Source organism: Rhizobium mongolense subsp. loessense (assembly GCF_900099775.1).
GTDB classification, from domain to species: Bacteria; Pseudomonadota; Alphaproteobacteria; order Rhizobiales; family Rhizobiaceae; genus Rhizobium; species Rhizobium loessense.
Genome location: NZ_FMTM01000001.1, coordinates 1113379 through 1132471, shown reverse-complemented (window position 1 = coordinate 1132471; position 19093 = coordinate 1113379). Strand labels below are relative to the sequence as shown.

Below are 19093 nucleotides of genomic sequence, written 5' to 3'. Positions count from 1 at the left end.
CGCGACCATAGCGAAAGGCCGCTTGAGACGCTATCTGTGGAGGCGGGTAATACCCGCGGCTTACTGGCGCTATAACCCACATCGTCCGCAGTTGAAACACGTTTAAATACAGATGGGTTAAGATGCCGGAATTGCCAGAAGTCGAAACGGTGAAGCGTGGTCTTTCGCCCGCCATGGAGGGCGCACGCATCGAGAGGCTGGAGCTTCGCCGCGGTGATCTGCGCTTTCCCTTTCCGGCAAATTTCGAAGACCAGGTTAGTGGCCGCACCATTATCGGGCTTGGCCGCCGCGCTAAATATCTGCTGATTGACCTCGACAGCGGCAAGACCATCATCTCCCATCTCGGCATGTCTGGCTCCTTCCGCATCGAGCAGGGGCCAGTCAGCCAAACGCCAGGCGATTTTCGCCACGAGCGGTCGAAGGACGAGAAGCATGACCATGCGATTTTCCATCTGGAAGGCAAGGGTGGTGAGCGCCGCGTCATTTATAATGATCCACGGCGCTTCGGATTCATGGACATCGCCGATCGCTGCGAGCTTCAAAACAATCCCTTCCTTTTCGGCCTCGGGCCGGAGCCGACCGGTAACGAACTGAGTGCCGCCTATCTGGCAGAACGCTTTGCGGGAAAGGCACAGCCCCTGAAGGGCGCCCTGCTCGACCAGAAAAATGTTGCTGGCCTCGGCAATATATATGTGTGCGAAGCGCTCTGGCGCGCGCACCTGATGCCGGCACGCGCCGCCGGAACTCTGGTCACCAAAACCGGAAAGCCGAAGGAGCCGCTTAATCTTCTCGTCGCGTCCATCCGCAGCGTCATCGCCGATGCGATCAAGGCCGGTGGCTCGTCACTTCGCGACCATATCCAGACCGACGGCTCGCTCGGCTATTTCCAGCATTCCTTCTCGGTCTATGACCGCGAAAGTCTGCCTTGCCGCACACCCGGTTGCGGCGGTACGGTCTCGCGCATCGTGCAAGCAGGACGTTCCACCTTTTATTGCCCGGACTGCCAGAAATAGGGAGACAAGCATGGCCTATGAAACGCTGATCGTCGAAACCCGCGACAATGTCGGTCTGATTACGCTGAACCGGCCGCAGGCACTGAATGCGCTGAATTCCACGGTACTCAAGGAACTGCAGCAGGCCTTTGCAGATTTCCACGCCAACGAGGCGATCGGTGCGATCGTTCTGACCGGATCCGAACGCGCTTTTGCAGCCGGCGCCGATATCAAGGAAATGCAGCCGCTGCAGTTTGCCGATATGTATAAGGCCGAATTCATCAGTGGCTGGGACGAGATTGCCAAGGCCCGCAAGCCGGTGATCGCTGCCGTCAGCGGCTTCGCCCTCGGGGGCGGCTGCGAACTGGCCATGATGTGCGACTTTATCATAGCGTCGGAAACTGCAAAATTCGGTCAGCCTGAAATCACGCTCGGCGTCATCCCCGGCATGGGCGGCTCGCAGCGCTTGACGCGTATGGTAGGCAAGTCGAAGGCCATGGACATGGTGCTGACCGGCCGGATGATGGATGCGGGGGAAGCGGAGCGTGCCGGGCTCGTTTCGCGCGTGGTCGCGCCCGAGCGTCTGCTCGACGAAGCGCTGGCGGCGGCCGCCAAGATTGCGTCGCTGTCGCAGCCTTCGGTGCTGATGGCCAAGGAGGCGGTCAATCGGGCGCTGGAAACCACGCTGGAGGAGGGCCTGCGTTTCGAGCGCCGGCTGTTCCACAGCCTTTTCGCAACGGAAGATCAGAAGGAAGGCATGGCGGCCTTCATCGAGAAACGCAAACCGGCCTTTAAACACCGCTGATCTTCATTCCACGGAGAAAGGCGGCGTTTCCTTGAAAATGCGCGTTGACGCGGGCCGGCTTTAGAGTTATATGCCCGCCCACGGTTCGGGAAGCCGATCAGGTTTTCCGTTTATGCTCCCGCATTGCTGAAGATTGTGGCCGCAGGGCCCGCGGTGATGGTGGAGTTTGTTCGAATTCTTGAGAGAGGCATCCATGGCCAATACAACTTCGGCGAAAAAAGCGACCCGCAAGATCGCCCGCCGTACCGACGTCAACAAGGCTCGTCGCTCGCGCGTTCGTACTTTCGTTCGCCAGGTCGAAGAGGCACTTGCAGCTGGTGATGCTGCCAAGGCAAAGGAAGCCTTCCTTGCAGCGCAGCCGGAACTCGCGCGTGCTGCAAGCAAGGGCGTCGTTCACCCCAACACGGCATCACGCAAGGTCTCGCGGCTCGCTGCCCGTGTAAAGGCTCTGTCGGCGACTGCGACCGCATAATCTTTCATTAACAAATTGATCGTTATGATTAGCCCGGTAATTAAGCCGGGCTTTTTCGATTCCGGCGATCATCTCCGGATTGGTTAATTTGGCGACTGTTTCGTGTCACTGAGGTGACATGAAAAATTGTTTAAAATCAAATAGTTGCGCAAGGATGTTTCGAGCTTGGGCGACTCTTCTGCGTTCCGGCGGGCTTAGTTGTGAGTCAAGCGGATTTTTATTTTTTTTCTTTCAATGCGTGTCCAAAATACCCACTTCGGGAATCTCCTTGATTCTCCTGCGATTCTTTTTTGACATTGGCGTGACGCCCAAAAACGGGCCCCGGAGTCAATGGTCGCTTCTTAATTTTGCGTAAAATTCATCATTGATATCCGCAACCGATCCTGCCTAAATGACTTCCAGCAAAGGGCGCGGACATCACCTGCAAAGGCTCAGTCTAAACTGCCACACCGGCAGGGCGATGAGTTTGTGTCATTTGTCACGGAGTAGCTATCTCTCCGTTTTTTCAAGCACTTGAGCTATTTGCGCCGGGACCGTGGCTGGTCACGGAACGAAGATGCTTTGTGCGCTCGGCGGCTCCATGTTCATGGGAGCTGAAGGGGATGGGGACAGTAAAATTTGCGTTCGGGCAGGCTGGCCGGAAAACGAGGTCCGGTAGCCGGCTTGGCGCGGCGAGCATGACGGAGGCCGCATGAAGGCGGTATCCGCCACGGCTCTCTGCGTCGGTCTCGATTTGCGGGACAGTGTTTGTGTGAACCGGCATGCATGATGGTCCATGAAAGGGCCGCCAGCATGCCAGAACGGGGAAAATTGATCGGGCGGCTGTTTGACTGATGTCCGCCCGGTGAAATGAATTTGGAAGGCGGCATGATGCAAATGAATTCATTGACGACGGGTGCTCTTGAAAATGGGGATAAGGCACCGCAGGCGTTTGGCTCTATTTGCCCGGATGCGGCGGGGGAAAAAGGAGACATGAAGCATGGCATACTTTTCGAGCGTGTTGGTGCGCGTCTGAAGGCCCAGGTCGGTCCGGACGTTTATGCAAGCTGGTTCGCACGTCTGAAGCTGCATTCGGTTTCAAAGAGCGTCGTGCGTCTTTCGGTTCCCACTACATTTCTCAAGTCGTGGATCAACAATCGTTATCTTGATCTCATCACCAGCCTTTTCCGGCAGGAAGATGCTGAAATCCTGAAGGTGGAAATTCTCGTCCGCACGGCAACGCGTCCCGGCATGAAGCCGATGGACGAGGCGGCTTCCCAAGAGCCGGTCTCACCGGTCACGCCAATGCGTCGCCCCCTTGCTGCTCAGCCAGCTGGTCAGGCGGTTCAACAGGCCGTTTCGGCCGCCGCTGCCGCCCGTCCCGCGACGCTCGGCCAGCCACTGTTCGGTTCGCCGCTCGACTCGCGCTTCACCTTCGACACCTTTGTTGAAGGCAGCTCGAACCGCGTTGCGCTTGCTGCGGCAAAAACAATTGCGGAAGCAGGGCAGGGCGCGGTGCGCTTCAACCCGCTTTTCATTCATTCGAACGTCGGTCTCGGCAAGTCCCACCTTCTGCAGGCGATCGCCAACGCAGCGGTTCAGAATCCGCGGGCCCTGCGTGTCGTTTATCTGACGGCCGAGTATTTCATGTGGCGTTTTGCAACGGCAATCCGGGACAACGATGCACTGACGCTGAAGGACTCGCTCCGCAATATCGACCTTCTGATCATCGATGACATGCAATTCCTGCAGGGCAAGATGATCCAGCACGAGTTCTGCCACCTGCTGAACATGCTGCTCGACAGCGCCAAGCAGGTAGTGGTTGCCGCCGACCGTGCGCCTTGGGAGCTGGAATCGCTTGATCCGCGAGTACGTTCCCGTCTGCAGGGCGGTGTGGCGATCGAGCTTGATGCGCCGGACTACGAGATGCGCCTCGAGATCCTGAAGCGCCGCCTGGCTGCGGCCCGTCTGGAAGATCCATCTTTAGAAATCCCGGCCGAACTGCTCTCGCACGTCGCCCGCAGCGTAACGGCAAGCGGCCGCGAACTTGAAGGCGCCTTCAATCAGCTGATCTTCCGGCGCTCCTTCGAGCCGAACCTGTCGATCGAGCGGGTCGACGAACTGCTTGCGCATCTGGTCGGCTCCGGCGAGCCGCGCCGCGTGCGCATCGAAGATATCCAGCGCATCGTCGCACGCCACTACAATGTGTCCCGCCAGGAGCTGGTTTCGAACCGCCGCACGCGCGTCATCGTCAAGCCGAGGCAGATCGCCATGTATCTGTCGAAAACGCTGACGCCGCGCTCCTTCCCGGAAATCGGCCGCCGCTTCGGTGGACGCGACCATACGACAGTGCTGCACGCGGTACGCAAGATCGAGGAGCTGATTGCAGGAGACACCAAGCTTTCGCACGAGATCGAGCTTTTGAAGCGCCTGATCAACGAATAATCGGCGATCCTCCACCTGAAATTTGCGGCCGGAAGCAATTCCGGCCGTTTTCTTTTATTGGTTTTTTCCATACAGCCTCACGAAGAGCGCCGCGGCTTCGACGGCGCATGGGAGGGTAAAGATGAGTTTTAAGAGGATCGTCGTTCTCGGACTTGGTAAGGTCGGACGGCTTGCGGCAACGCTTTTGCATGAGGGCGGCTTCGACGTGACGGGCGTCGATGCGCAATTGCCGCCGGCCGAGGTGCCGTTCACGTGCCGCGTCGGCGATGTTTCCAACTCGGCCTTTGTGACGGAGCTGCTATCCGGCGTGGAAGCAGTGCTCTCCTGCCTGCCGTACCATCTCAATATCGAGCTTGCGCGGGCTGCCCACCTGGCAGGCATCCATTATTTCGACCTGACGGAAGACGTTCCGACCACCAATTTGATCATCGAACTCTCGAAGACGTCGCGTGGCCTGATGGCGCCGCAATGCGGACTGGCGCCGGGCTTCGTCGGCATTGTTGGTGCAAGCCTTGCCGATGGGTTCGACCGTTGCCGCTCGATCCGCATGCGTGTCGGTGCTTTACCGCAGAACCCGACGGGCTTGTTGGGCTATGCCTTCAACTGGTCGCCGGAAGGCGTCGTCAATGAATATCTCAACGATTGCGAGGTCATCGAAGGCGGTGTGCGCAAGTTCGTCTCGCCGATGGAATGGCATGAAACGATCTATGTCGAGGGCGTCAAGCTTGAAGCCTTCACCACGTCTGGCGGGCTCGGCACGATGTGCGATACGCTCTGCGGCAAGGTCGACAATCTCGACTACAAGACGATGCGCTATCCGGGCCATATGGACCTGATGAATTTCTTCTTCCATGAGCTGCTGATGCGGGAGCAGCGAAAGCTGGCCGGCGAAATCCTGACCAATGCCAAGCCGCCCGTCGACGACGACGTGGTCTATGTCCATGTCGCGGCCGAAGGCACGCAGGCAGGAAGCCTCCGCCGCAAGGAGTTCGTGCGCGCTTATTATCCGATCGAGATTGCCGGCGCGCGCCGTACGGCGATCGCCTGGACGACCTCGGCATCCGTCGTCGCCGTCATCGAAATGGTCCGCGACGGCCTGCTGCCGGCAACGGGCTTCCTGCATCAAGAGCACATCCCGCTTGATGTGTTCCTGCAGACGCCAACAGGCAGCCTGTTCAAGGCGAGCGCCTCAAGCCGCCACTAGGCCGTGAGGCTCGTCCAATAGGCGCCTTCGAAGGGCACCGCGGCAAAACGTTCGTTGATCTCGGCAAGACTGCTTGCCGGATCGACGTCGTCGAAAAGTTCGGGCCTGACCCAGGTCGCCACCGCTTCGGCTGCCAGAATGTTCAGCGGCACGGCATTGAAAAAATTCCACATACCGTGCACTTTGCCTTCGCGAACCGCCTTCAGCGGGGCAAGATTTGGCATCTTCACCGTTTCACCGAGCGAGCGCTGGGCTTCCGATGGATCGACGCCTGGACCGATGGAAAAGGCCGTATAGGTGCCGCCGGGTGATCCGGTAGCAATGTAGACATCGGGATCGGCTGCGAGGATATATTCCGCAGTCACCGGTCCGCCCTGGGGTGGAAGGTTCTTGGCGGCGGCGTTGCGGCCGCCTGAAAGGGTTATCAATTCACCGAGCCCAGTGCGGCCGATTGCCCAGCTTCCGCGGACATCGCTTGGAAAGGCATCCATCAGCACGACGGGGCCGCTGTCCATCGCCGCCTTGGCTTTGATGCGATCAAGCCGCGTCTCGAAGAACCTGGCAAAATCTTCGGCTTGCTCATTCCGCTCGAAAATCCGGCCGAGGAGGCGCATGTCGCGCGGCGTGGTCTTCAGCGGGTTGCGATTGAAATCGACAACAACGACCGGCACACCGACGGTGTCGAGATACTGTATCGCACGCTGGCCGAGTTCGCTGTCGGCCTGCCACATGGCCATGATCGCAAGGTCGGCATTAAGCGAGAGCGCCGCCTCGAATGACAGTCCATCCGCCTGGCCGTTGCCGACGAAAGGCACGTTCTCGATCGCCGGAAATTTCTTTCGGAAGGCCTCATAAATAAAGGGATTGTCTCCCTTCATGTCGTTTGCCCAGCCGGCGAGCAGGCTGACGGGATCGGGATGGATCAGCGACAGCGCGACAAGGTTGAATCCTGTCCCAAGGATTACGGCTTCCGGCTTTTTCCTGATCGTCACCTTGCGGCCGATCGCATCCGTGATGGTGAGCGGCCAGGCAGATTGCGCTTTTGCAACATGCGGAGCACAAAGAACGACGGAAGCCACGGCGAGCAGATTTCGTCGTGTCATGAGACGCTCGGTCATTGCGGGTTCCTCTGGCTCGGCAATGCGCAGAGTTTGCCGCAGCTTGGAATTCCGGGAAGCATGTATCGAAGGCAGCAGATCTTGCGCCGTGCGACCTGCTTACCCTCTTCATCCAGATAGCTGACGCAGCCGCAAAACGGGTTTACGCCGCCATCCGGCAGGTAGCCGCGCACAAAGAGCGGAAGGTCGGGGCCGCCTGATGGTTCTCCTCCAGTCAGCCGCAATGCATAATCGATATAGACGGCAGCGTTGTTCCAGCAGAGCTTCGCCGAGATGCCGCAAGCCTGCAACCGCAGGACGGCCTCGCCAAGGTGGGTTTCGAGCAGGGGACCCACGGCCGTGAAACCTTCGGTCTCGACCTCGCTTTCGATCGTGCCGGCATGCGGGACGCCGAAGGCGCGCGGCAGGCCGTTGTCCTCCAATGCGATCGTCATCTCTTCGAATCCGACCGGAAGCGCCTGGCCGCCCAGGCGCCGGGCAAGCAAGTAGGGGATAGAAAGAGCGGAGAAATAATAGAGCGACCACATGGAAACGACGGCGCGCCGGTCGCTGCCGCCGGATAATTCCGCATAGCGATCAATCGCGCGCTGAAAGCCTCCGTCCCGGAAAAAAGCAGGCAATGACACGCCGCCGGTAAGCTCCTTGCTCATCATCATCTTGTCCCGGCACCAGGCATGCTCGCCGGAAAAGGCGGACGATAGGCCAAGCGGCGCGCCCTCCATTGTCATGTTTCGATGCGACGCGCTTGCCATCGGCCTACCAAGTGTAGCGCAGCGTGCCGATCACCGAGCGGCCCTGGTCGCGGTAGCAGAAGCCTGCCGAGCAGACGGGTTCGCGGCGGTCGAATAAATTGGTGGCGTTCACCTGCAGGCTGAGACCGTCGTACTTCTTGTCGAGTGCAGCAAAGTCGTAGCTGACTGCTGCATCGAAAAGCACGCGGGCGCTGTTTTCCCTCGTGTTTTCGTCATTGCCGTAGCTCTTGCCGATGTAGCGGGCGCCGAGGCCGACGCCCGTTCCATAAACCGGGCTGCTTTCCTGGAATTTGTAGTTGGCCCAGAGCGATGCCATATGCTTCGGCACGGAGGAAACATAGTTGCCGACGGTGCCCGTCGGGCCTTCGAGGATCTTGGCGTCCGTAAAGGTATAGGACGCGACCAGCGACAGGCCGTTGTCGAGGCTCGTGTTCGCCTCGATCTCGAGGCCACGGGAACGAATCTTGCCACGCTGGACCTGAATGTTTTCTGGGCCGCTCGGCAGATTCACAACCTCGTAATAAAGACTGTTTTTCTGATCGATATTGAATAGGGCGGCAGAAAGCATCGTATTGCTTTCCGGTAATAGGTATTTGACGCCAATCTCTTCCTGTTCACTCTCGGTCGGCTTGAAGGGAGCGTTGGTCTCCCTGTTGATACCGGCATTCGGCGCAAAGGCGGTCGAGTAGCTGATATAGGGCACGAGGCCGAAGTCGGTCTCGTAGCTCAGACCGATCCGGCCGGAAAATTCCTTGTCCTTCTGAGAGATGGTGTCCACTGTATCTGCAACGAGATCGGTATTTTCCGTATCAGTCCAAACCCAGTCGTAGCGCCCGCCGAGGGTCAGCAGCCAGGCGTCATAGCGCATCTGGTCCTGCAGGTAGGTGCCGGCCTGCCACTGGTCCTGGACGGTGCGGGTCTGGAAGTCGATGTGCGGGACTGAAGCGCCTGCGTTCGGATTGTTGGTATCAAGCGGCGGCGAGACGCCGCGGCCGTCGAGCGAACGCCAACGAAGCCGGGTCAAGTCGAGGCCGGCAAGCAGCGTATGGTCGATATCGCCCGTGTCGAATTTCGCCTCGAGCTGGTTGTCGATAACAAAGGCCGTCAGGCGTTCGTCAAACGTGCCGGCGCTGCGATCCAAAAGCGTTGGATCGACCGCATTTGGTGCGTAGGCAAAGGCCCAATCGGTGTCGATGTTCAATGTCGAAAAGCGAGCATTCTGACGGAAGACGAAGGTGTCGTTGAGCCTGTGTTCGAACTCATAGCCGATGCGGCCCTGGTTCTGAACAGAATCGTTGAATGCAGGGTTACCCGCGAAATAGTCCGTCACTTCGCCGGTGACTGGGTCGTTGTAGTAAGCGGCCGTGCCACCCGTCTTCGTGCGCGAATATTCGCCGAGGATGGTAAGCTTTGTGTCCTCGTCCGGCTTCCATGTGAAAGCCGGCGCGATATAGACGCGGTCGTCCGGAACGCTGATCTGCTCCGTATTGGCGTCACGATAGAGGCCAGTGAGGCGATAATAGAAGGGATCGCGGTCGTTGACAGGGCCGGAGAAATCAAATTGGCCCTGGTAGCGCTGCTCCGTGCCGTATTGCAACTGGAGTTCATGATAGGGGTCTTCCGTCGGGCGCTTGGTGATCAGGTTGTAGAGACCGCCGGCGCCGGAGGCGCCATAGAGAGCCGACGAGGGGCCGCGCAGAATCGAAACACCCTCAAGGCCGTAGGGTTCGGTCTTGAAGAGAGAAGAGCCGGCGCCGGGCTGGCGCAGGTTGTCGCGAAAAACACCCGTGTAGGTGACGTCGAAGCCGCGCACCGCGAAGCTGTCGAATCGTGGATCGAAACCATAAGCACCCACGCGCGTGCCAGGCGTGTAGGCGAGCGTGTCGAGCAGCGTTTGGGGGTTGCGGTCCTTGAGTTGCTGTTCCGTCACGGACGAGATCGACTGCGGCGTTTCGATGAAGGGCGTGTCTGTCTTTGCACCTGTTGCGCTGCTCTTGCCGACATAGCCATCCGCCTGGATGACACCGCCGCTGCCGCCCCTGACGACGATCTCCTTTAGCACTGTCGCGCCATCATCCGGCTGGTTTTCAGAGGCCGCGTCCTGCGCAGCGGTGGGAAGGACGAGAAGGGCCATGGCGGCGCCGGTCAGTGCGGATGCCCGCAGCGACCTGGCAAAAACATGTATTTTCATCAGCTTACAACTCTTGGCGGTTCACTTCATAATTCATGAGTGTAATAGTCAACAAAAAGCCGGATGAAAACCCTTTTTATGAGTAAATCTATCCACTTTTTTTGGGGAGGCGACCGCGAGGATCGTCAGCTCTTCGCTTCCGAAAGCAACCAACGCCGGAAGGCCGCGACGGCCGGGCGTTCGAGTGCGGCCCCCGGATAGACGAGATGAAAGGCGAGGCGGCTCGCAACGCCAAGCGGGAAGGGGGCGGCCACGGCGCCTTCGGCGAGTTCCTTCTCCAGAAATGACCGCCGCATCAGTGCAAAACCGAGGCCAGCCTTCATAGCTTCGTAGGCGCCATTGCCATGCATGAAGATCGGGCCGCGCGAGGCGTCCACCTTGGTCGCCCCTGCTGCCTCCAGCCAGAGCTTCCAGTCGTGACGGTAAACATCATGGATCAACTGGAAGCCGGCGAGCGTGTCTGGCGAAGGGTGGTCTCCAAGCTGCGCCGCCAGCCGTGGAATGCAGACAGGCACCAGCTCATCATCCACTAACCGCTCGCTGACGAGGCCGTCATAGCCGCCGAGCCCGTGCCGGATGGCTAGATCGATGCCGTCGCGTTGAAAGTCGAGCACGCGATGCGAGGCACTGATGCGCACGTCGATCTCCGGATGGATCTCCTCGAAACGCCCGAGCCGCGGAACCAGCCAATAGGTCGCGAAGCCTGCCGTGCAGGTGACGTTCAGCACAGAGCCGCGTGCCCGCGCCGCAATCGCAGCCGTCGCCTCTCTCATCAGCCGGAAGGCGGTCTGCAGTGTGGCGAAGTAATCCGCGCCCTCGACTGTGAGGGCGAGCGCCCGCGTCTTCCGCTCAAAAAGCCGTACGCCGAGTGCGGCTTCCAGATCGCGGATCTGCAGGCTGACGGCGCCGGGCGTCACATGCAGCTCCTTGGCTGCCAGTGTCATGCTGAGATGCCGCGCTGCAGCTTCGAAAGCCCGTAGGGCCGAAAGGGATGGCAGAAATTCGCTCATGGTTTAGTCCAGCTAAAGCATATGCCGAAAAAGACTCGTTTGCCGAAGTGGGATTATAGAAATAATATCAGAACGAAAGCGATCACTAAACAGAATCGTGAAGCGACATTCATCGAGCAAAAATCGTAGTTGGCCGTAACTGGTGCGCAAGAAACGGGTGGCGAAATCATCCGCCGTATCGTAAGCCCGCGAACAATGAAGGGAGAAAGACATGCAGAAACAAATGGGCTTGGCCGAATGGAGTATGCTTTTGGTCCTGTCCCTCCTTTGGGGCGGCTCCTTCCTCTTCAACGGCATTCTCGTCAAGGCACTGCCGCCGTTTACGATCGTCACGGGCCGCGTGCTGCTGGCAGCGCTCGCGCTCAATATCATCGTGCGGCTCATGGGTCATACGATGCCGCGCGACGGCAAGAGCTGGGTCGCCTTCTTCGGCATGGGTGTGCTGAACAATATGATCCCTTTCTGCCTCATCGTCTGGGGCCAGACTCACATTGCAAGCGGCCTTGCCTCGATCCTGAATGCCACGACGCCGCTCTTTACCGTCGTTGTTGCCCATATCCTGACCACCGACGAGAAGATGAGCGGTCACCGCCTGATCGGCGTGCTCGTCGGCTTTGCCGGCGTGGCTTATATGATCGGCTTCGATGTGCTCCATGATCTCGGCTCGAATGTTCTGGCGCAGCTCGCGGTCCTTGGTGCTGCCATCTCCTATTCCTTCGCCGGCATCTGGGGCCGCCGTTTCCGGGCGATGAGCATGCCGCCGCTGCTGCCGGCCGCAGGCCAGGTCACGGCCTCCACCATCTTGATGCTGCCGATCGCGCTGATTGCCGACCGTCCATGGGCATTGCCCGCTCCTGGTATCGAAACCTGGCTGGCGCTGCTCGGTCTCGCACTGCTTTCGACCGCCATCGCCTATGTGCTTTTCTTCCGGGTTCTCGCAACGGCGGGCGCAACGAACCTTGCGCTGGTGACCTTCCTCATTCCTGTCAGCGCCATTCTGCTGGGTACGGTCATCCTTGGCGAGCAGCTGCAGGCAAAACATCTGATCGGCATGGCGACGATCGCGGTCGGCCTTGCGGCGATCGACGGGCGGTTGATGTCGCTTGGGAAAAGGCGGGCAGCCTGAGGCTCAGCAGGCGAGATCGGCGACGACCGAATCGAGGATCAGCATGCCCGACGGCGTGCAGCGAAGTCGGGAATTGCCGATCCGCTCGATGAAGCCGTGCTCCAGCAGAAACTCTTCGCGCTTCGGATCCGGATCCCGGCCGGACAGCTGCTGCCAGCGGGCAAGATCGACGCCTTCCTTCAGCCGCAGCCCCATGAGCAGCAATTCGTCCGCCTGCTCGTCATAGCCGAGCCGTTCCTGCTCCAGAATGCCATGCCCGTCGCGCTCGACAAGCTCGAGCCAGGTCTCGGGCTTGCGCTCGGTCGCCGTTGCGATCTTCTCAGGCCCGCGCGTCAGGCGGCCATGTGCGCCGGGGCCGATCCCGGCATAGTCGCCGTAGCGCCAGTAGGTGAGGTTATGGCGGCTCTCGGCGCCGGGCCGCGCATGGTTGGAAACCTCATAGGCCGGCATACCCTCGCGCGCCATGATCTCCTGAGTCGCCTCGTAGAGGATCGCCGATTGGTCCCCATCCGGCACGATCAGTTTGCCGGCTTTGTGCAGGCCGTAGAAAGGCGTGCCCTCCTCGATCGTCAGCTGGTAGAGCGAGAGGTGATCGACCGCGTATGAGATCGCTTCCTTCAACTCCTTTTCCCATTCTTCGACGGTCTGGGCGGGACGGGCATAGATCAGGTCGAACGACATGCGCGGGAAGATGTCGCGCGCCAGCTTGATGGCCTTCAGTGCATCGGCGACGTCATGCAGGCGGCCGAGGAATTTCAGATCCCGGTCGTTCAGTGCCTGAACGCCGAGCGATACGCGATTGACGCCTGCGGCGCGATAGCCGCGGAAGCGCTCGGCCTCCACGCTCGAAGGATTGGCCTCCATCGTGATCTCGATGCCGTTCGGCACATGCCAGTGCTTGGAGATACCGTCGAGAATGGCCGAAACCGTTGCTGGGTGCATGAGCGACGGCGTGCCGCCGCCAAGGAAGATGCTCGTCACCGTCTTTGGTCCACTCATCTGGCGAACGGCGGCCATCTCCTTCAGGAAAGCAGCGGCGAACCGCTCCTGGTCGACCGGCTGATGACGGACATGGCTGTTGAAGTCGCAATAGGGGCACTTCGCCGCGCAGAAGGGCCAATGCACATAGACCCCGAAACCGGGCTCGCCGGTATCGGGCAGAAGCATCGCATCGCGCGTCAAGCTTGGCGTATCGAGAATCTCCACGAACCGACCTTACGCTTCCAGGCAGGTTTCGACAAAGCGTTTGAATGCGCGCGCCCGATGCGACAGGGCCTGCGGCTTGCCAATGTTCCAGCCGTGCTTTTCCTCGGCATTCATCTCGCCGAAGGTGATGTCGTAACCTTCCGGTTGGAAGACCGGATCGTAACCGAAACCCTGGGTACCGCGCGGCGGCCAGACGACCCTACCTTCCACCTCACCGCGGAAAAGCTCCGTATGGCCGTCTGGCCAGGCGAGGCAGAGCACGCTGACGAAGCGTGCGCGTCGTTGCTCCGGCTTTGTGGCCCCGGCTTTCTCCAGCGCCTGGTGCACCTTTTCCATCCCCATTGCAAAGTCGCGCGTGCCGTCTGCAGTCTCGGCCCAGTTGGCCGTATAGACGCCCGGATCGCCACCAAGCGCATCGATCACCAGTCCAGAATCGTCGGAAAGCGCCGGCATTCCTGCTGCCTTGGCAGAGGCGAGAGCCTTGATCGTCGCGTTTTCCTCGAAGGTTGTGCCGGTTTCGTCAGGCTCGAGGAAGTTGAGGTCCGCTGCCGATTTGGCGGTAAAGCCGAGCGGTCCGATCAGATCCTGGATCTCGCGGATCTTGCCGGCGTTGTGGCTGGCGACGACGATCGTCTTCGTTTCAAGCGTGCGCATGGTCGGTCCTATTCAATGCCCCAGATTCTGGCTTCGGCGCATTCGAGGCTGTTTCCCGCGGGATCGCGGAAATAGATCGAGCGGCCGCCATTCGGCCAGTGGACTTCGGATTCGATTTCGATGCCCGCGGCTTTGAGCTTCACCGCCATGGCATCGATGTTCTCACCAGACACCCGGAAACATGCGTGGCCCTGACCTTTCGTGCCGTGGGGCGGCACCTGCAGGGCGTCGGCCGCTGGCGGTTTCACCGTTTCATCGGGGTTGAAGATCAACAGCACGCCTTGCCCGCAGCGGAAGAATACATGCCGGTTTGCGGCGCGCGTGATCTTGGCAAGGCCGAGCACGCCTTCGTAGAAAGCCTCGGCCTTGTCGAGATCCTTCGCATAAAGCGCGGTCTCCAGCATGCCTTCCAGCAGGGCAGTCATCCGGCGATGGCCTGTTTCTGCATGTCGACGAGCTCAACGATGCCGGTTTTCGCCAGTGTCATCAGCGCGGCAAATTCCCCGTCCGTGAACGGTGTGCCTTCGGCGGTCCCCTGAATTTCAACGATGCCGCCCGCGCCCGTCATGACGAAATTCGCATCGGTTTCGGCAGAGGAATCTTCAAGATAATCGAGGTCGATCACCGGCTGGCTGGCGAATATGCCGCAGGAAATCGCAGCGACATGATCCTTGAGCACGCGCTCGACCTTGATCATGTTGCGGGTTTCCATCCACTTCAGGCAGTCGTAGAGCGCAATCCAGGCGCCCGTAATGGAGGCCGTGCGCGTACCGCCGTCGGCCTGAATGACGTCGCAGTCGAGCGTGATCTGGCGCTCGCCGAGTTCCTTGAGATCGACGACGGCCCGAAGAGAGCGGCCGATCAGGCGCTGGATTTCCTGTGTGCGCCCGCCCTGCTTGCCGGCGGCGGCCTCGCGTTTCATGCGCTCGCCGGTTGCTCGCGGCAGCATGCCGTATTCGGCCGTGACCCAGCCCTTTCCAGTGTTGCGCAGCCACGGTGGCGTCTTGTCTTCCAGGCTTGCGGTACACAGCACATGCGTATCGCCAAATTTGACGAGGCACGAACCTTCCGCATGCTTTGAAAAATTGCGCTCGAAAGTGACTTTGCGCATCTGGTCGGTTTTTCTGCCTGAGGGCCGCATTGTGATCTCCTGAAGCACGATGCAGAAAACCGTGAAGCGGTTCTCGCAAAACATCATGCATGCTTGAATGGTGTCGACCGCTTCTACGATTGGCCGCAGCCATTTGCAAATTCCCTTTTGCTACGAGGGCGAGAACGGCTATATTTTAAGGATCGTCATCAGCAGCGCAGGTCTAAGGAAGTTCATGGGGTTCAGGTCGACGTCGGTTTCGGATGCCGTTGCTGCGCTGGATGAACGCTCCAAGGAAATCTTCCGCCGCATCGTTGAAGGCTATCTGGAAAGTGGCGAGCCGCTCGGCTCGCGCAATCTCTCCCGCCTTCTGCCAATGTCGCTATCGCCCGCGTCGGTGCGCAACGTGATGAGCGACCTGGAAGAGTTGGGCCTGATCTACTCGCCGCATGTCAGCGCCGGACGCCTGCCGACGCAGGGCGGCCTTCGCTTCTTCGTCGATGCCTTCATGCAGGTCGGCGACCTTTCCGCCGAGGACCGTGCGAATATCGACCGCCAGGTTCGCCCCGAAAGCCGCGACAATCCGGTTGAATCGATGATGAACGAGGCAAGCCGGATGCTGTCGGGCATTTCGCGCGGCGCAGGGCTCGTCATCACCTCAAAGAGCGATCCGGTCCTTAAGCATGTCGAATTCATCCGCCTGGAGCCCACCAAGGCGTTGGCGGTGCTGGTCGGCGATCACGATCAGGTCGAAAACCGCATTATCGAATTGCCGGCAGGCGTTACGTCGTCGCAGCTGACGGAGGCCGCGAACTTCCTCAATGCCCATATGTCCGGGCAGACATTGCCGGAATTGCGCAAGCAGCTCAGTCGCTTAAAGGAGAACGTCCGCCACGAGCTCGACGCGTTGTCCCGGGATCTCGTCGAGCGCGGTATCGCGGTGTGGTCTGGCGATGCGGATGAAGGCAAGCCGCCGCAGCTTATTATTCGAGGCCGATCCAATCTGCTCGAGGGCCTGGCGGGCGCGGAGGACCTTGATCGGCTCCGCATGCTCTTCGATGATCTCGAAAAGAAGGACAGCCTGATCGAGCTGCTGAACCTTGCCGAAACCGGTCCGGGCGTGCGCATCTTCATCGGGTCTGAGAACAAGCTCTTTTCGCTTTCCGGCTCGTCGCTGATCGTTGCGCCCTATCGCGACGATGACGACCGCATTGTCGGCGCCGTCGGCGTCATCGGGCCGACGCGGCTCAATTATTCACGCATCGTGCCGATGGTGGATTACACTGCCCAGCTGATATCCCGGCTTGCGCGCGGCACGCTATAAAAGACCCGGAATGTTTTCTTCTTTGTCACGCAGACTTGATTTTTTGCGGTCAAAGCTCGATATCGGGCGCATCCCAAGAGAACCCACTACCGGAGACCGTCATGACTGACGAAACGACGAAAAACGGATCTGACGCTGCCGCGGCTGAAGCCGCAGACGACGTTGCCGCAAACGTCGAGAACGAAACCACGGTGGAAGCGCCGCGCCAGCCGGATCCGCTTGAAGTGCTCAAGGCCGAAAATGCCGAGCTGCGCGACCGCTATCTGCGCCTTGCCGCCGAAATGGACAATCTGCGCCGCCGCACGGAGCGCGACGTGAAGGATGCAAAATCCTACTCAGTCGCGGGCTTTGCGCGCGATATGCTTGCCGTTTCGGACAATCTGCGCCGCGCGCTCGATGCCATCCCGGCCGAGGCGAAGGAAGCGGGCGAGACGGGCCTCGACACTTTGATCGAAGGTGTGGAGATGACGGAGCGCTCCATGCTCTCAGCGCTTGAGCGCCACGGCGTCCGCAAGTTGGATCCGATCGGCCAGAAGTTCGATCCGAACTTCCACCAGGCGATGTTCGAGGTTCCGAATGCCGAAGTGGCGAATAACACCGTCGTCCAGGTCGTTCAGGCAGGCTTCACGATCGGCGAGCGCGTTCTTCGTCCTGCAATGGTCGGCGTGGCCAAAGGCGGCCCGAAGGCAGCGGATGCAGACCTCAACACAGCGTTCACCGAAAAGGACGCCTGACCTTCGTCTCAGGCGCCTTTCATAATCAGTGAGAAAATCAGATGCGGGCGAAGCGCTCGATCAGCAGATCGAAGAAGCCGTCCGCATCCACATAGCGCATCACCTTGGCATTGCGCTTGCGGTCGGTCACATGCCACCAGTCGACCACCGTCATGCCCACGGTCAGCTCCGACTTCACCTCGATCTCGACATTGCAGTCACGGCCCTTGAAGAGCTCAGGCTTCAGTAGGTAGGCGACGACTGCCGGATCGTGCAGAGGCCCACCGTCCGAGCCATACTTCTCGACGTCGAAGCGCTCGAAGAATTCCAGCATTTCGACCATAGCTTTGGCCGGTGCCGTGCCGAGATCGGCCATGCGCTTCACGCGATCCTTCCGTGTCAGCAACTGATGCGTCACATCGAGCGGCATCATCACGATCGCTATGCCGGAACGAAAGACGATGTCGGCTGCTTCCGGATCGACATAGATGTTGAATTCGGCGGCGGGCGTTATGTTGCCGCCCTCGAAGAAGCCGCCTCCCATCATCACCAGTTCACGGATGCGCGGAATGATGTCTGGCGCCTTTTTCAAGGCCATGCCGACATTGGTGAGCGGTCCCAGCGTGCAGAGCGTCACCGTGCCTTCCGGCTCACGGCGAAGCGTCTCGATGATGAAGTCGACCGCGTGCTGTGCCTGCACAGGCATCGTCGGCTCATCGAGCTCCGGTCCATCGAGGCCGGTCTTTCCGTGCACGTGCTCGGCGGTGACCAGCTTGCGCGCAATTGGCGCGTCGGCGCCTGCGAAAACCTTCGTGCCGGTCCGTCCGCAGAGCTCGCAGACGATGCGCGCGTTGCGGCTCGTGTAGGAGAGCGGCACATTGCCTGCGACGGTCGTGATGCCGAGCAGCTCCAGCTCTTCGGGACTGCCGAAGGCAAGCATGATGGCCGCTGCATCGTCCTGGCCGGGGTCGGTGTCGATGATGATCTTTCTGGGGTTCGCCATTGCGTTGCTCCGTCTCAAGGTGCACGTTCTCGTGGCAGGCACCATTCGTTTATTTTTCCGTCGCAGATCGGCGCAGCCGCTGCGGTCGACGATGTGATGCGAGCCGCCATGATCTTTGTCAAGCAAGGGCCTCAGTCCAACCGTCTTAAATTCATGTGACTGCGATGGGCCGCATATGTCTTGCGCGAAAGGCACACACTTCCCATATTAACGACGTCCGGATGCTACGCTTAGGTCCGGAAAGGTCGCTTGCATCAAGGACTTTGACAGATGAGCCGCATGACACCTTTCGCCAGCCCGCTGCTTCTGGGCTTCGACGCCATGGAAAAGACGCTTGAACGCATTTCCAAGGCAAGCGACGGTTACCCACCCTACAATATCGAACGTATTGCCCCCGGCCAGGGAGCGCCTGAGCGCCTGCGCATCACGGTCGCCGTCGCCGGTTTCAGCGAAGATGAGCTGGACGTTACGACGGAAGAGAATCAATTGTTGATCCGCGGCCGCCAGGTCGAGCATGGCGAACATGAATATCTCTATCGCGGCATTGCTGCGCGCCAGTTCCAGCGAACCTTCGTGTTGGCAGACGGCATGCAGGTTCTGGGCGCCAGCCTCAAGAACGGATTGCTTGCCGTCGATCTCGTCCGTCCGGAACCGGCGCGCATGGTGAAGAAAATTAACATTTCGGTCTCACAGTAGGACAACGGCCCATTCGGCTGTTGGTCCCTTCTCCCGGAGGTACAGGAATGTTGATGAAAGAAGCGAATTCTCACCTGACCAAGTCCGAACTTGCCGGTATCGGCAACGGCGAGGTCGCCTATATCCGCAAAATGCGCAACGACGAGGTTTCGAAGTGCTTCCCCGAAGCACCGGATATCGATCCGAGCGTGGACCTTTGGGCTCTTTTCGGCGCAGACGGAACGCCGATTCTGCTCACGGACAATCGCTCCAGCACCTTCTTCAAGGCGGCTGAAGACGAATTGAAGACGGTCAGCCTGCACTGAAGATGCAG

General features: G+C 59.7%; 19 protein-coding genes. 10 read left to right on the top strand and 9 right to left on the bottom strand.

The window, feature by feature from the left end:
• Positions 1-122: 122 nt before the first annotated feature.
• From mutM to BLP23_RS05640, 5 genes are all read left to right on the top strand, one after another.
• Positions 123-1013: a bifunctional DNA-formamidopyrimidine glycosylase/DNA-(apurinic or apyrimidinic site) lyase gene (gene mutM, locus BLP23_RS05660; protein ID WP_092583877.1), complete on the top strand. Its 891-nt coding sequence runs from the start codon at positions 123-125 to the stop codon at positions 1011-1013.
• 10 nt (positions 1014-1023) lie between these two features.
• Positions 1024-1797: an enoyl-CoA hydratase gene (locus tag BLP23_RS05655; protein ID WP_092583876.1), complete on the top strand. Its 774-nt coding sequence runs from the start codon at positions 1024-1026 to the stop codon at positions 1795-1797.
• Between the two features lie 193 nt (positions 1798-1990).
• The gene (rpsT, locus tag BLP23_RS05650) at positions 1991-2269 is read left to right on the top strand and encodes a 30S ribosomal protein S20 (RefSeq protein WP_092583875.1); all 279 of its coding nucleotides are present in this window, start codon (positions 1991-1993) and stop codon (positions 2267-2269) included.
• Positions 2270-3139: 870 nt separating this feature from the next.
• On the top strand, positions 3140-4693 hold the full coding sequence (dnaA, locus tag BLP23_RS05645; RefSeq protein WP_092584289.1) for a chromosomal replication initiator protein DnaA: 1554 nt from the start codon (positions 3140-3142) through the stop codon (positions 4691-4693).
• 121 nt (positions 4694-4814) lie between these two features.
• Positions 4815-5897, top strand: a complete 1083-nt coding sequence (locus tag BLP23_RS05640; protein ID WP_092583874.1) for a saccharopine dehydrogenase family protein — start codon at positions 4815-4817, stop codon at positions 5895-5897.
• Here BLP23_RS05640 and BLP23_RS05635 read toward each other — a convergent pair.
• The 4 genes from BLP23_RS05635 to gcvA form a co-directional block, all read right to left on the bottom strand.
• Positions 5894-7015, bottom strand: a complete 1122-nt coding sequence (locus tag BLP23_RS05635; protein WP_092583873.1) for an ABC transporter substrate-binding protein — start codon at positions 7013-7015, stop codon at positions 5894-5896. The genes BLP23_RS05640 and BLP23_RS05635 overlap by 4 nt on opposite strands.
• The gene (fhuF, locus tag BLP23_RS05630) at positions 7012-7743 is read right to left on the bottom strand and encodes a siderophore-iron reductase FhuF (RefSeq protein WP_167363830.1); all 732 of its coding nucleotides are present in this window, start codon (positions 7741-7743) and stop codon (positions 7012-7014) included. The genes BLP23_RS05635 and fhuF overlap by 4 nt, the downstream gene beginning before the upstream one ends.
• Positions 7744-7771: 28 nt before the next feature.
• Entirely contained in the window at positions 7772-9958 is a 2187-nt protein-coding gene (locus BLP23_RS05625; protein WP_092583871.1) for a TonB-dependent siderophore receptor, read from the bottom strand.
• Between the two features lie 125 nt (positions 9959-10083).
• Positions 10084-10968 (bottom strand): transcriptional regulator GcvA, encoded by an 885-nt coding sequence (gene gcvA / locus BLP23_RS05620; RefSeq protein ID WP_092583870.1) that lies wholly within the window; start codon positions 10966-10968, stop codon positions 10084-10086.
• 211 nt (positions 10969-11179) lie between these two features.
• Between gcvA and BLP23_RS05615 the strand changes: the two genes are divergently transcribed.
• Positions 11180-12094 carry a DMT family transporter gene (locus BLP23_RS05615; RefSeq protein ID WP_092583869.1) on the top strand — a complete coding sequence of 305 codons (915 nt, stop codon included), beginning with the start codon at positions 11180-11182 and terminating at the stop codon, positions 12092-12094.
• 3 nt (positions 12095-12097) lie between these two features.
• On the opposite strand, the gene hemW is transcribed toward BLP23_RS05615, so the two are convergent.
• The 4 genes from hemW to rph are packed head-to-tail and all read right to left on the bottom strand — an operon-like array spanning position 12098 to position 15095.
• A complete protein-coding gene (gene hemW / locus BLP23_RS05610) occupies positions 12098-13300 on the bottom strand; it encodes a radical SAM family heme chaperone HemW (RefSeq protein ID WP_092583868.1) in 1203 nt (400 codons plus the stop codon).
• A gap of 9 nt (positions 13301-13309) precedes the next feature.
• On the bottom strand, positions 13310-13954 hold the full coding sequence (rdgB, locus tag BLP23_RS05605; RefSeq protein ID WP_092583867.1) for an RdgB/HAM1 family non-canonical purine NTP pyrophosphatase: 645 nt from the start codon (positions 13952-13954) through the stop codon (positions 13310-13312).
• 8 nt (positions 13955-13962) lie between these two features.
• Positions 13963-14379, bottom strand: a complete 417-nt coding sequence (locus BLP23_RS05600; RefSeq protein WP_092583866.1) for a VOC family protein — start codon at positions 14377-14379, stop codon at positions 13963-13965.
• Entirely contained in the window at positions 14376-15095 is a 720-nt protein-coding gene (gene rph / locus BLP23_RS05595; RefSeq protein WP_028739408.1) for a ribonuclease PH, read from the bottom strand. Before rph ends, BLP23_RS05600 begins: the two co-directional genes overlap by 4 nt.
• Positions 15096-15279: 184 nt before the next feature.
• Here rph and hrcA point away from each other — a divergent pair, with 184 nt between their 5' ends.
• On the top strand, positions 15280-16368 hold the full coding sequence (gene hrcA / locus BLP23_RS05590) for a heat-inducible transcriptional repressor HrcA (RefSeq protein WP_092584288.1): 1089 nt from the start codon (positions 15280-15282) through the stop codon (positions 16366-16368).
• A 101-nt stretch (positions 16369-16469) separates the two neighbouring features.
• Positions 16470-17102 (top strand): nucleotide exchange factor GrpE, encoded by a 633-nt coding sequence (gene grpE, locus BLP23_RS05585; RefSeq protein ID WP_092583865.1) that lies wholly within the window; start codon positions 16470-16472, stop codon positions 17100-17102.
• 37 nt (positions 17103-17139) lie between these two features.
• Here the strand turns inward: grpE and BLP23_RS05580 are convergent, their stop codons facing one another.
• Positions 17140-18084, bottom strand: coding sequence for a nucleoside hydrolase (locus BLP23_RS05580; RefSeq protein ID WP_092583864.1), 945 nt, complete (start codon positions 18082-18084; stop codon positions 17140-17142).
• 270 nt (positions 18085-18354) lie between these two features.
• Here BLP23_RS05580 and BLP23_RS05575 point away from each other — a divergent pair, with 270 nt between their 5' ends.
• Complete coding sequence (locus BLP23_RS05575) at positions 18355-18780, top strand: Hsp20 family protein (RefSeq protein ID WP_022713463.1); 426 nt, start codon at positions 18355-18357, stop codon at positions 18778-18780.
• 47 nt (positions 18781-18827) lie between these two features.
• A complete protein-coding gene (locus BLP23_RS05570; RefSeq protein WP_022713464.1) occupies positions 18828-19085 on the top strand; it encodes a BQ00720 family protein in 258 nt (85 codons plus the stop codon).
• The last annotated feature ends 8 nt before the right edge of the window (positions 19086-19093 follow it).